The organism is Pseudomonas sp. VEM90, assembly GCF_054611535.1.
The window spans coordinates 24030-36466 of the sequence record NZ_JBTRAR010000029.1; the positions used below are offsets into that span (position 1 = coordinate 24030).

At 63.8% G+C, this 12437-nt stretch carries 10 protein-coding genes; 5 read left to right on the plus strand and 5 right to left on the minus strand.

All coding sequences use genetic code 11. The features are described from left to right. Nucleotides 1–94 precede the first annotated feature (94 nt). The 3 genes from ACYCCG_RS22990 to ACYCCG_RS23000 all read left to right on the plus strand — a co-directional run bounded on the left by ACYCCG_RS22990 (nt 95) and on the right by ACYCCG_RS23000 (nt 4482). Complete coding sequence (locus tag ACYCCG_RS22990; protein WP_209965426.1) at nt 95–436, plus strand: cupin domain-containing protein; 342 nt, start codon at nt 95–97, stop codon at nt 434–436. Nucleotides 437–695: 259 nt separating this feature from the next. After that, nucleotides 696–3113, plus strand: coding sequence for a glucose/quinate/shikimate family membrane-bound PQQ-dependent dehydrogenase (locus ACYCCG_RS22995; protein ID WP_459671872.1), 2418 nt, complete (start codon nt 696–698; stop codon nt 3111–3113). 100 nt (nt 3114–3213) lie between these two features. Next, a complete protein-coding gene (locus ACYCCG_RS23000; RefSeq protein ID WP_459671873.1) occupies nt 3214–4482 on the plus strand; it encodes a carbohydrate porin in 1269 nt (422 codons plus the stop codon). Between the two features lie 41 nt (nt 4483–4523). Here ACYCCG_RS23000 and argE read toward each other — a convergent pair whose 3' ends face one another. Further along, entirely contained in the window at nt 4524–5684 is a 1161-nt protein-coding gene (gene argE, locus ACYCCG_RS23005; RefSeq protein WP_209965420.1) for an acetylornithine deacetylase, read from the minus strand. Continuing rightward, nucleotides 5677–6354: a DUF1028 domain-containing protein gene (locus tag ACYCCG_RS23010; RefSeq protein WP_209965418.1), complete on the minus strand. Its 678-nt coding sequence runs from the start codon at nt 6352–6354 to the stop codon at nt 5677–5679. Before ACYCCG_RS23010 ends, argE begins: the two co-directional genes overlap by 8 nt. 317 nt (nt 6355–6671) lie before the next feature. Here ACYCCG_RS23010 and ACYCCG_RS23015 point away from each other — a divergent pair, with 317 nt between their 5' ends. Both ACYCCG_RS23015 and ACYCCG_RS23020 read left to right on the plus strand, forming a co-directional pair. Next, nucleotides 6672–7991 carry a flavin-containing monooxygenase gene (locus ACYCCG_RS23015; protein WP_209965416.1) on the plus strand — a complete coding sequence of 440 codons (1320 nt, stop codon included), beginning with the start codon at nt 6672–6674 and terminating at the stop codon, nt 7989–7991. Then, nucleotides 7991–8407 carry a RidA family protein gene (locus tag ACYCCG_RS23020; RefSeq protein ID WP_014590706.1) on the plus strand — a complete coding sequence of 139 codons (417 nt, stop codon included), beginning with the start codon at nt 7991–7993 and terminating at the stop codon, nt 8405–8407. The genes ACYCCG_RS23015 and ACYCCG_RS23020 overlap by 1 nt, the downstream gene beginning before the upstream one ends. A 93-nt stretch (nt 8408–8500) precedes the next feature. On the opposite strand, the gene ACYCCG_RS23025 is transcribed toward ACYCCG_RS23020, so the two are convergent. From ACYCCG_RS23025 to ACYCCG_RS23035, 3 genes are all read right to left on the minus strand, one after another. Beyond that, on the minus strand, nt 8501–10906 hold the full coding sequence (locus ACYCCG_RS23025; RefSeq protein WP_459671876.1) for a TonB-dependent siderophore receptor: 2406 nt from the start codon (nt 10904–10906) through the stop codon (nt 8501–8503). Nucleotides 10907–10973: 67 nt separating this feature from the next. Continuing rightward, nucleotides 10974–11918 carry a FecR domain-containing protein gene (locus ACYCCG_RS23030; RefSeq protein WP_339444164.1) on the minus strand — a complete coding sequence of 315 codons (945 nt, stop codon included), beginning with the start codon at nt 11916–11918 and terminating at the stop codon, nt 10974–10976. Then, nucleotides 11915–12427: a sigma-70 family RNA polymerase sigma factor gene (locus ACYCCG_RS23035; protein ID WP_209965410.1), complete on the minus strand. Its 513-nt coding sequence runs from the start codon at nt 12425–12427 to the stop codon at nt 11915–11917. Before ACYCCG_RS23035 ends, ACYCCG_RS23030 begins: the two co-directional genes overlap by 4 nt. Between the last annotated feature and the right edge of the window lie 10 nt (nt 12428–12437).

Genomic DNA, 12437 nt, shown 5'->3' on the forward strand with positions numbered 1-12437 from the left:
GGAAAGTTCTTACAAACAGCCGGGCGGGTCAAGCAGCGCGCCCCACGGCAATTGCGTCCATAGTGAAATCAACCCAATTCCAAGGAGGCTTGCCATGACCCTGAACAACCTGCTGACCGCCCTGCCGCCCTGCGATCCCGCCAGCGCCGAACGTGTCGACGAATTGCTCAGCCGCCCAGGCGTGCGCGTGAAGCGTATCGTCTCCAGCGGGCAAGCCAGCCCACCCGGTTTCTGGTACGACCAGGCTGAAGGTGAGTGGATCATGTTGCTCAGGGGGGCTGCCGCCCTGCGTTTCGAGCACGAGCACCACACCCGCCTGCTGGCGCCGGGCGATTGTCTGGACATCCCCCCGCACCACCGCCACCGCGTGGAATGGACCGCACCCGGCACGGCCACCATCTGGCTCGCGGTGTTCTATAGCAGCAGCACCCCATGACCGGCATGAAGGGCCATGCACATGACGCTGTTGTTACGTAGCCGTGCAAGGTTGGGCTTACGACCAAAGCATGAATACAAATCGAACATGCGCATTAACGCCCCGTTCAATGCGTTTTTCAGCACCTTATCTATACTTTTAGCCACATCTTCGTAAGTTCAGCCCTGCGACAATCAGCCTCGCTCAATTATGTACCAACTTGTTAATTAGCAAGCTAAGGGCTTAAACTGCGCGCATTCCACCTGCTGAGATCCCTGGCATGAAAGAAATACCGCGCGCCTCTGGCGCCACACACTTCATCCTGGTCGGCCTGGGCGTGATCATCGCCCTGCTCGGCCTCCTCCTGGCTGCTGGCGGCGTCAAGCTCGCCGGTCTGGGCGGTTCCTGGTACTTCCTGATCGGCGGCCTGGCCATGGCCATCGCCGGTGTCCTCATTGCTCGGCGCAAGAAGGCTGGCGCCTGGCTGTATGCCGTGTTCCTGGTCGGCACTGCCATCTGGGCGGTGATCGATGCAGGCCTGGTGTTCTGGCCGCTGTTCTCGCGCCTGTTCATGTTCGGCGCAATCGGCATGGTCGTGGCGCTGGTCTACCCGCTGCTGGCGCGTGCCAACGGCGCCAGCGCCGGGCGCGGTGCCTACGGCGTCGCCGGGGTAATGGCCGTGGTACTGGTGATCGCGGTCGGCAACATGTTCGTTGCCCACCCAAGCGTCGCCCCCAACGGCAAAGGCCCGGGCATGACCCCGGTCGAAACCGGCAAGGAACAGAAAGACTGGGCCCACTACGGCAACACCGAAGGTGGCAGCCGCTTCGCCGCGCTTGACCAGATCAACCGGGATAACGTCAACAAGCTGAAAGTGGCCTGGACCTACCACACCGGCGACGTCGCCATCAGTGACGGCAACGGTGCCGAAGACCAGCTCACCCCGCTGCAGATCGGCAGCAAGGTGTTCATCTGCACCCCGCACAACAACCTGATCGCACTCGATGCCGACACCGGCAAAGAGCTGTGGAAGAACGAAATCAACGCCCAGTCCAAGGTCTGGCAGCGTTGCCGTGGCATGGCCTACTTCGACGCCACTGCCGCCATCGCCCAGCCAACCCAGCCGAACAGCTCGCCGATCACCGGCGTTAGCGTACCAGCCGGTGCCAACTGCCAGCGTCGCCTGCTGACCAACACCATCGACGGCCGCCTGATTGCCGTCGACGCCGACAACGGCGAGTTCTGCCAGGGCTTCGGCAACAATGGCCAGGTCGACCTCAAGGCCGGCCTGGGTGATGTACCGGACTCCTACTACCAGCTGTCCTCGGCACCACTGATGGCCGGCACTACCGTAGTGGTCGGAGGCCGGGTTGCCGACAACGTCCAGACCGACATGCCAGGTGGCGTGATCCGTGGTTTTGACGTGATCACCGGTGAAATGCGCTGGGCCTTCGACCCGGGCAACCCGGAAGATCGCCAGGCACCACAAGCCGACAGCACCTATGTGCGCAGCACGCCGAACAGCTGGGCGCCGATGTCTTACGACCCGGCGATGAACACCGTGTTCCTGCCCATGGGTTCGTCGTCCACCGACATCTACGGCGTAGAGCGCAGCAAACTGGACCACACGTACGGCGCTTCGGTGCTGGCCCTGGACGCCACCACCGGCAACCAGAAGTGGGTGTTCCAGACCGTGCACAACGACCTCTGGGACTTCGACCTGCCCATGCAGCCGAGCCTGATCGACTTCACCAAGGACGACGGCCAGTCGGTATCTGCGGTGGTGATCGGCACCAAGGCCGGGCAGATCTACGTGCTCGACCGCGCCACCGGCAAGCCGCTGACCCAGGTCGACGAAGTACCGGTCAAGCCAAGCAACATCCCGAACGAGCCGTACTCCCCTACCCAGCCCAAGTCGGTGGGCATGCCGCAGATTGGCGCGCAGACCCTGACCGAATCGGACATGTGGGGTGCCACCCCGTATGACCAGCTGCTGTGCCGCATCGACTTCAAGAAGATGCGCTACGACGGCCTGTACACCGCGCCGGGCACCGACCTGTCGCTGAGCTTCCCGGGTTCGCTGGGTGGCATGAACTGGGGCAGCATTTCTACCGACCCGGTACATGGCTTCATCTTCGTCAACGACATGCGCCTGGGCCTGTGGATCCAGATGATCCCGTCGCAGAACAAAGGTGGCGCAGCGTCCGGTGGCGAAGCACTGAACACTGGCATGGGCGCGGTACCGCTCAAGGGCACCCCGTATGCCGTGAACAAGAACCGCTTCCTGTCGGTCGCCGGCATTCCATGCCAGGCACCGCCGTTCGGCACCCTGACCGCCATCGACATGAAGACCCGCCAGGTGGCCTGGCAGGTACCGGTCGGCACCGTTGAAGACACCGGCCCGCTCGGCATCCGCATGCACCTGCCGATCAAGATCGGCCTGCCAACCCTTGGCGGCACCCTGTCGACCCAAGGCGGCCTGGTGTTCATCGCCGGAACCCAGGACTTCTACCTGCGCGCTTACGACAGCAGCAACGGCAAGGAAATCTGGAAGGCTCGCCTGCCAGTAGGCAGCCAGGGCGGCCCGATGACCTACGTCTCGCCGAAAACCGGCAAGCAGTACGTGGTGATCACTGCTGGCGGTGCACGCCAGTCGACTGACCGTGGCGACTACGTGATTTCTTACGCTCTGCCGTAAGACCGCGTCGCCTGCTTCGCGGGCAAGCCCGCTCCTACAAGGCCCCTGTAGGAGCGGGCTTGCCCGCGAATGCCCCTCAAAGACAATCCGAGATTCTGTAATGCCATCCGCAATTCGCATCACCCCCACCCTGCTGCTGGCCCTGGCCAGCACCACTGCCCTTGCCAACGACGACCTCATGACCCGCAGCACCCTGACCGGTGACTGGGGCGGCCTGCGTCATCAACTCGAAGAGGACGGCGTCAAGATCACCGGCGACTACAGCGGTGAAACTGCCTACAACGCCCACGGTGGCCTGCACCGCTCGGCGCGCTATTCGCAGAACGTCAAGCTGGGCGTGCAGTTCGACCTGTCGAAACTGTACGGCCTGGACAACGGCGGCAAGGTTCAGCTGACCATCAACGACCGCCGCGGTAACAGCGCCTCGGAAGACCTGGTAGGCAACCGCCTGCCGATTCAGGAAAACTTCGGTGGCCTGTACACTCGCCTGACCGAGCTGAGCTACGAGCGCACGCTGTTCACCACGGCGCTCAACGTCAAGCTCGGCTACATGGCCATGGGCAACGACCTCGGCGGCCTGGACAGCGGCATCCTGTGCAATTTCATGAACGCCGGCTTCTGCGGCCACCCGCTGAACATGTCCGGCGGCAGTGGCTGGGCCAACTACCCCAACGCTCACCTCGGTGTGCGGGTGAAGTACGACCTGTCGCCCGCCTGGCAACTGCGCGTGGCGGCGTTCAACGTCGACCCCGAAAGCAACGGCAACTCAAGCCGCGCCTGGCACCTGGGGCCCAAACACACCACCGGCACCGTGGTACCGGTAGAGCTTATCTACAAGCTGCAAGGTGAACTGCCAGGCGAGTACAAGCTGGGCTACTACTACGACAGCTCCGATGTGAAACGCATTGGCAGCGACGATGAAGTGTCTGGCCGAGGTGGCCATTACCTGCTGATCGACCAGGCGGTGTGGAACGACCAGGCCTCCCCAGGCCGAAGCCTGCACGCCTTCGGCCAGTACTCGGCGTCAAGCAAGGCCGCTTCGCCGTTCACCAAGTGGTATGGCGCCGGCGTGGTGCTGTACAAACCGTTCGAAGGCCGCCCGAAGGATACCGTGGCACTGGGTTACGGCCGGGCCGTGCCCAACCCGCGTAGCCGCGATGTGCTGGAAGATGCCGCTTTCGACGCGGGCCAGCAGTTCCCGGATATCGACAGCGCCGAGCAGTTGATCGAACTGAGCTACGGCTACCAGGCCACGCCATGGCTGAACCTGCGCCCGGATGTGCAATACATCATCGAGCCAGGGGCGTTTTCGGGCAAAGACATCGACAACGCACTGGTGGTTGGCCTGCAGGTCAAGGCGACCTTCTGAGTCACCGGGGCCGCGCTGCGGCCCATCCACCGTCGCAACCATCAAGCCTGCTTGAGGTAGTCCACCAGCCTCAGCAGCATGGCATCACAGCCCCGCAACTGTTCGACACTGACAAACTCATCCGGCTTGTGGCCCTGGTCCATGCTGCCAGGCCCGCACACCACGGTGGGTATGCCCGCCTGGTCGAACAGGCCACCTTCGGTACCAAACGCTACGGTACCGAACGCATCCGAACCACTGAGCAACGCCACCAACCGCGCAGCCTCGCTGTCCTCCGGTGTCGCCAGCCCCGGATAGGCGCTCAGCGGCTCCAGGCGAATAGCGCTGGCGGTATTGACCTTGCGCATACGCGGCAGCAACTCGGCTTCAGCATACGTTTGTAACTGGTCGGCCACCGCCTGCGCCTCGAACCCAGGGAGCGCGCGTATTTCGAAATCGAACTCGCACTCGGCCGGCACGATGTTCAGCGCCCTGCCCCCTTTGATCACCCCGGTCTGCACCGTGGAGAACGGCGGATCGAAGCGCTCGTCGTGATGAGCCGGCAGTGCCAGGGCATCGCCGATGTCACCCAACTTGCCAATCAGTTTCGCCGCATATTCGATGGCGTTCACCCCATACGGCGCGTACGCCGAATGGCACGCTGCGCCCTGTACCTGGCAACGCATAGCCAGCTTGCCCTTGTGCCCCAGCACCGGCTTGAGTTCGGTGGGTTCACCGATCAGGCACAGCCGTGGTTTACACGGGCGCTGTTCGAGGGCAGCCAGCATCGAGCGCACGCCCAGGCAACCAACTTCTTCGTCATAGGAAAATGCCAGGTGTATCGGCATGCGCAACGGCTGGGCGAGAAAAGCGGGCACAGCAGCCAACACCGAGGCGATAAAGCCTTTCATGTCGGCCGTGCCGCGGCCATACAGGCGGCCGTCACGCTCACTCAGGGCAAATGGCTCGACCGTCCAGGCCTGGCCATCCACCGGCACCACATCGGTATGGCCAGACAGCACCACACCGCCAACATCTCTGGGGCCGATGGTGGCGAACAGGTTGGCCTTGGTGCCCTCCGGGTTATGGAACAGCTCGCATTCCACTCCCAACTCGGCCAGGTAATCACGGATAAAACCGATCAGCGCCAGGTTGGAGTCGCGGCTCACCGTGGCAAAGCCGATCAGCCGGGCCAGCAGCGTGCGGCTGACAAATTCACTCATCGCCCGGCACCCCATAGCTTGGCGCGGCAGTCGGGTTGAGGGCGCGGGTAACGTAATCCTGCATCTGCGGGCGATAGGCTTGCCACAGGCCATCGAGCGCGCCGACCGGGTCGCTATCGGCCCAGTCGACGCGCAGGTCCACCAGCGGCCAGGTCAGCTCGCCCGCAATCTTCAGCGCCGCCGAGTGCACAGGCCCGGCTTCACCACCCGCGGCCATCGCCGCGTGCATGGCTGCCAACAGGCGGTCGGCCAGGTGGCCGCCGGCCTGCTCGAAGGCCAGTACCATGGCTTCGATCACCTGGGTCGAGGACAGCAGGTTTCCAGCCGCCGCGCATTGTTCGCCGGCCACTGCATGGTGTGTGCCCAGTGCTTCCCGCCCGGTGAACAATGCCACCTGGCCGTGACTGTCGATCACCGTGACCTGGCGGTATTCACTCCAGCCATTGGCACTGAGCACCCTGTCCAGCGCGGCGGCAGGCGGCAACTGGCCATGCTCAAGGGCATCGAGAATCTGCGGGCCTAGCGCCGGCAGAGTGATGTTCTGGGTAGAGACCGCGCCCACACCGGCACGCACCCAGGGGCAACGGGCACCCACGGCGATGCTCGACGAGCTGATGGCGATACCGACCTGGCCGGTTTCCTGGCAACGACCGATGATGGAGAACGTCATGTCATGGTTCCTGTTGTGCTGTGCGATACACGGCATTCTGAGTGGAACCTTCTGGCGGGCGAAACGACCTTTTTCCGAGGGGGTAGGCAGGAAAAAACTATGCTCAAGGCCCCGCTCTCTGCACCCGCTCGAAAAACCACCTCACCCACCCGGGCAACCCACCCCGCAGGCCAGAGAACTCAAGGCCTTCGCCGTTTTATCGGCAAGCACCAGCTAAATACTATTTTCGCCATTTCCACAGCATCCCTAGTCTGGCTCCAGGCAACGGCGGTCCTCCAAACCGACCTGACAATAACCGCCTGAACAAGGGCTCGGACATGACACTGAACAACCTCGAAATCGACACCCTCGTCGTCGGCGCCGGCCAGGCCGGCGTGGCCATGAGCGAACACCTGAGCAAGCTTGGCGTGCCGCACCTGGTACTGGAGCGCAACCGCATCGCACAGGCCTGGCGTACCGGCCGTTGGGACTCGCTGGTCGCCAACGGCCCGGTCTGGCACGACCGCTTCCCAGGGCTGGAATTCAACCTTGACGCCGATGCGTTCGCCGGCAAGGACCAAGTGGCCGACTACTTCGAGCAGTACGTACGCAAGTACAACCTGCCCGTGCGCACCGGCATTGAAGTGAAGCGCGTGGTGCGTAACAGCGACCGCCCCGGCTTCACCATCGAAACCAATGAAGGCGTGATTCGCGCCAACCGCGTAGTCGCCGCCACCGGCCCGTTCCAGAAGCCAGTGATCCCGGCCATCGCGCCGAAAGACAGCAACCTGCACCAGATTCATTCCGCGGCTTATTTCAACCCAGAGCAGTTGCCTGAAGGCGCGGTACTGGTGGTCGGTGCCGGTTCCTCCGGCGTGCAGATCGCCGAAGAACTGATGCGCGCCGGGCGCCAGGTGTACCTGTCGGTTGGCGCCCACGACCGCCCGCCGCGTGCCTACCGCAACCGCGACTTCTGCTGGTGGCTGGGCGTGCTGGGCGAGTGGGACGCGGAAATTGCCAAGCCCGGTCGCGAGCATGTGACCATCGCGGTCAGCGGCGCCCGTGGTGGCCACACCGTGGACTTCCGCGCCCTCGCCCACCAAGGCATGACCCTGGTCGGCCTGACCCAGTCGTTCGAAAACGGCGTAGCGCGCTTCCAGGACAACCTGGTCGAGAACATCAACCGCGGCGACGAAAACTACCTGGCCCTGCTGGATGCGGCCGATGCCTACATCGAACGCAACGGCCTGGACCTGCCGGAAGAGCCCGAAGCCCGCCAGCGCCTGGCCGACCCGGAGTGCATGCGCAACCCGCTGCAGCAACTGGACCTGGCCAAAGCCGGCGTCAGCAGCATCATCTGGGCCACCGGTTACGGCGTGGACTTCAGCTGGCTGCAGGTAGACACCTTCGATGCCAACGGCAAGCCCCAGCACCAGCGCGGTGTAGCCCGCGAACCGGGCGTGTACTTCCTCGGCCTGCCGTGGTTGTCGCGCCGTGGTTCATCGTTCATCTGGGGGGTGTGGCACGACGCCAAGCACGTCGCCGGCCACATCGCCACGCAGCGTACCTACACCGCCTACCGCGACCGCGAGCAACGCGCAGCGGATGAGCAGCAAACCGCCAAGATCAGCAATGTCAGCACCCTCGGAGCCCACTGATGCCTACCCATACTCGCATCCGCATGTTCAACACCAAGGAAACCTACCCCAACCAGACCCTGGACAACGACTTGTGCCAGGCCGTGCGGGCGGGTAATACCATCTACGTGCGTGGCCAGGTCGGTACCGACTTCGAAGGCAAGCTGGTAGGCCTGGGTGACCCGCGCGCACAAACCGAACAGGCGATGAAGAACGTCAAGCAACTGCTTGAAGAAGCCGGCTCGGACCTGTCGCACATCGTCAAGACCACCACCTATATCACCGACCCGCGCTTCCGCGAGCCGGTGTACAAAGAGGTGGGCAAGTGGCTCAAGGGCGTATTCCCGATTTCCACCGGGTTGGTGGTGGCCGGGTTGGCCCAGGCCGAATGGCTGATGGAGATCGACGTGATCGCCGTGGTACCCGATCAGCAATGACCGCAGGCCTGAATGGCGGGTGGTGACTGCCACCTGCCGTCCAGCCACACCTGAGTGCCAACGGGCCGCGAAAAGCGGCCCCAGCGCTTTGAGCTAGAAGCCCAAGGTTGCCGATAACAGGTAAGTACGCGGCGTGGAAAGGGTCAACCCCGGCTCACTGTCATCCGACGCCCCCGCCGAGCTCCAGTAGCGATCATCGAGCACATTCTCGACACTGGCCCGCAAGGTAACCTCGGTGGCGTCCACCTTGAAGGCGTAACGTGCGCCCAGGTCATAACGCTCCCAGCCATCGATGCGCTTGCTGTTGTTCTGGTCCAGGTACTGCGAACTGGAGTGAATGCCGCGCGCTGTGAAGGTCAGGCCGCTCACCCCTGGCACGTCCCATTCAGCCCCCAGATTGACGTTGTATTCGGGCGTGGCCGGCGCACGGTTGCCATCGTAGGCACCGCCGATGGTGTCGGTGAGCTCGCTGTCGAGATACATCACCCCACCCAGCACCCGCACGCCCTGCACTGGCTCACCGAACACACTCAGCTCGATGCCGCGGTTGTCACGCTTGCCATTGGGGCCGAACACCCGCGAGACGGGGTTGGTCTCGTAGGCCGGCTGGCGAATGCGGAAGGCGCTGGCAGTAAAGGCCACCTGGCCGAGGTCGTACTTGGCCCCCACCTCGATCTGACGGCTGGTGAACGGCGGGAAGATCTGGTCTTCGTTGATCGAGGTCGATGGGGCGATCTTGCCTTGGCTCAAGCCCTCCATGTAGTTGGCGTACAACGAGAGCTGGTCGGTGACCTTGAGCAATATCCCCCCCGAAGGCGAGAGCTTTTCTTCGTCATAGGCCGTCTCGCCTTTGACGCCGTCGCTCCAGTCATCCACCTGCACCCGTTGCCAGCGCGCACCCAGGGTCAGCAGCAGGCGGTCGTCAAAAAAACCAAGGGTGTCGGCCAGGGCCACGCCGGAGAAGCGGTTTTCCGTGTAAACCTCGGGGTCGAGGCGGGTTGGCGTAGCGGGTGTCGCTGCGGCCACCGGGTTGTAGAGGTTGCTCGGCGCCGAGGCATAGCGCGCCCCGCCGTTGGTGAAGTCCATGTAGTAATAGCTGGCGGCCAGGTTCAGCTCGTGGCTCACCGGCCCGGTATGGAACCAGTGACGCAAACCGGCCATGGCGGTGCGCACCGACTCGTCCCGGGTAAAGTCACGCGGCTGCACAGTGAAGTCGCCGGCATCGTTGGTGATCGACACGTTATGGCGCAGGAAGTCGTGGTTGCTCTTGCGCGCACCGACCGCACCATAGGCCAGCAGCGATTCGCTGATATCGTACTCGGCGTTCAGCGCACCGAAAGTGTCGTTGGTACGCGCCTTGCTCCAGGCCTGGGCGTAGTTGTGGCGTACGTCATTGGCATTGGGCACCTTGGCATTGGCACCGACCAGCACACGCTCCTGCGGGGCGTCGGTGTCGCGTTCGGTGTGGCCAAGGTCTGCCGAGAGCCGCAGGCGCTCGCCTCGAAAATCCAGGCCCAGCACCGCCATTTCGCGGTCAACGCGCTGGTGGTCCCATTCGGTATCACCGGCCTGCTTCACACCATTGAAGCGCACGCCGAACTGCTGGCCTTCACCAAAGCGACGGCCGATGTCCACTGCGCCGCCTGTCTGGCCTGCCGAGGCGTAGCTGCCGGTGAATTCGGTGATCGGTTTGTCAGCGGCTCGCTTGGGCTGCACATTGATACCGCCGCCCACGCTGCCACGCGGCGAAATGCCGTTGATCAACTGGCTGGGGCCTTTGATGATGTCGACCCGATCGGCCATTTCCATGTCGATCGAGTACGTCGGCAAGATGCCATAGAGACCGTTGTAAGCCACATCACTGTTGAACAGGCTGAAGCCGCGAATGGTGAACTGCTCGAAACGCCCGCCCGCCGGGTTGGTAGCACGCACCGAAGGGTCACTGGCAATCAGCTCGCCCAAGGTGCGCGCCTGCTGGTTCTTGACCAGTTCGCTGGTGTAGCTGGTGATGCTGAACGGGGTTTCCATGAAGTCGCGCGAACCGAGCATGCCTTGCGCGCCCTGGCGTGCCACTTGGCCACCGGCATACGGCTGCGCTTCGCTGCCTGCGGCCAGGCCGCCGACGATGCGGGTGGGGGCGATTTCCAGAGCGCCACTGGCCTGGGGGGCCGGCATCAAGGTGAAGGCCCCCTCACCCACCGGCAGCGCCTGCAGGCCGCTACTGCGCAGCAACTGGCTGAAGCCTTCATCGACACTGTAACGACCGGACAAGCCGTTACTTTGCCGGCCCTCTACCAATGCCGGGTCCAGCGAAAGGCTGACACCGGCCTGGTCGGCGAAATGGGTCAAAGCAGCACCCAGGCTGGCTGGCGCCACCTGGAACGTACGCCGGGCCGGCTCATCGGCCCAGGTGGGCGCACACAACAGCAGGCTCATCGCGAACAATGGATGTGCGGCGCGCACCAGTGGGCGCAGGCGGCAAGATTTTACTGCAGGCATTGAACAAGGCTCCCCTTTTATTTTCTCCTACCGGTAATGACCGGCGAGTGAAAAAAAGGGGACAGCCTCATGCTCGTTTTTCTCGTGCGGTCAGGCTCACCCAATAACGCGTGCGGCTCTGCACCTGCAACGGCAGGCTGGCGGCGAGCAAGGCCAGCACCCGGTCGGTGTCGTCAAGGCGGAACGTGCCGGTCACACGCAAGCGCTCCAGTTCCGGTGCCCAGCGCAGTACGCCGGGGCGATACCTGCGCAGTTCGTGCAGCAACTCGCCCAACGGGCGGTCGTCCAGCCGTAGTGCGCCTTCGCGCCAGCCCAGTTGCCATTCGTCGAAGGCTTTGACAGGGCCAACGCCGGTCGCCTGCAAACTGGCCTGCTGGCCGGCCTGCAGCATCACGGCTGGACCACGCAACGGTTGCAGGCTGACCGCCCCTTTGATCGCCGACACCCGGCAGGCCTCATCAAGCAGGCGCAGGCACACCTCGCCCTCACTAAGCACCACCCGGCCGTAAGGCACCTGCAAGGTAAGGCTCAGGTTAGCGGGCACACTGACGGCCACTTCACCGCGCAGCAGTGCCACGCGGCCTGCACCCAGCTCGATATCGACCGCACTGTCGGTGTTCAACTGCAACCAGGTGCCGTCGCTCAGCAGAGCCTGCCTGCGCTCTCCTACTGCGGTGCGCATGTCGGCGGTCCAGGCATCCAGCGGCAGCTCACGGCTCACCAGCCAGGCCACCGGCAACAACGCCGACACTCCCAGGGCTTGTTTGAGCAATGCCCGACGACCGGCATCCGGACGATCCAGGGCGGCCATCGCCAATGCGCCGGGCAACCCGGCAAACCGCGCTCGCAGCAGCGATGCCTTTTGCCAGGCGTCTTCGTGCAGGTGACTGCTGGCGCGCCATTGCGCCAGGCGCAGCAGGTCAGCTTCGCTTGCGTCGCCAGAATCCAGCAATGCCAGCCAACGGGCCGCAGCACGCAGCGCTTTGCGGGTTTCTGGGGAGTGGGGGCTCATTGCAAATCGGCCAACAGGCAATGTTCGTAAGCCTGCGCCATGTAGCGTTTCACCGAGCGCTGGCAAACGCCCAGGCGCTGGCCAATCTCGGCGTAGCCCAAGCCTTCCAGCTGGCTCCAGAGAAAGGCCTTGCGTATCGCCGGCTTGAGGCCGTCGAGCAATTCATCCAGTGCTTGCAGGGTTTCCAGCAGTACCCAGCGCTGTTCTGGCGACGGCACGTGTTGCTCGGGCAACTGCGCCAAAGCATCAAGGTAGGCCTGCTCCAGGCTACGTCGCTGGTGGAAGTTGCTCAGCAGGCGCTTGCCGACGGTCAGCAGATAGGCGCGCGGTTCGCGTATGTCTGCCAGCGGCTGGGCGCTGGCCAGAATGCGCAGAAAAGTATCCTGACTGAGGTCGGCGGCATCCCAGGCATTGCCCATACGCCGGCGCAGCCAGGCTTCAAGCCAGCCGCGATGCTCCCGGTACAGGGCAGGCAGGCCAGGCTCCGGTGGCGGCGCGGCGTCGATCATGAGGAGGGTC

Excerpts from the sequence above, each read along its gene's own strand:
- ACYCCG_RS22990 (WP_209965426.1), top strand. The coding sequence starts at position 95 with ATGACCCTGAACAACCTGCTGACCGCCCTGCCGCCCTGCGATCCCGCC.
- ACYCCG_RS22995 (WP_459671872.1), top strand. The coding sequence starts at position 696 with ATGAAAGAAATACCGCGCGCCTCTGGCGCCACACACTTCATCCTGGTC.
- ACYCCG_RS23000 (WP_459671873.1), top strand. The coding sequence starts at position 3,214 with ATGCCATCCGCAATTCGCATCACCCCCACCCTGCTGCTGGCCCTGGCC.
- argE (WP_209965420.1), bottom strand. The coding sequence starts at position 5,684 with ATGAGTGAATTTGTCAGCCGCACGCTGCTGGCCCGGCTGATCGGCTTT.
- ACYCCG_RS23010 (WP_209965418.1), bottom strand. The coding sequence starts at position 6,354 with ATGACGTTCTCCATCATCGGTCGTTGCCAGGAAACCGGCCAGGTCGGT.
- ACYCCG_RS23015 (WP_209965416.1), top strand. The coding sequence starts at position 6,672 with ATGACACTGAACAACCTCGAAATCGACACCCTCGTCGTCGGCGCCGGC.
- ACYCCG_RS23020 (WP_014590706.1), top strand. The coding sequence starts at position 7,991 with ATGCCTACCCATACTCGCATCCGCATGTTCAACACCAAGGAAACCTAC.
- ACYCCG_RS23025 (WP_459671876.1), bottom strand. The coding sequence starts at position 10,906 with ATGCCTGCAGTAAAATCTTGCCGCCTGCGCCCACTGGTGCGCGCCGCA.
- ACYCCG_RS23030 (WP_339444164.1), bottom strand. The coding sequence starts at position 11,918 with ATGAGCCCCCACTCCCCAGAAACCCGCAAAGCGCTGCGTGCTGCGGCC.
- ACYCCG_RS23035 (WP_209965410.1), bottom strand. The coding sequence starts at position 12,427 with ATGATCGACGCCGCGCCGCCACCGGAGCCTGGCCTGCCTGCCCTGTAC.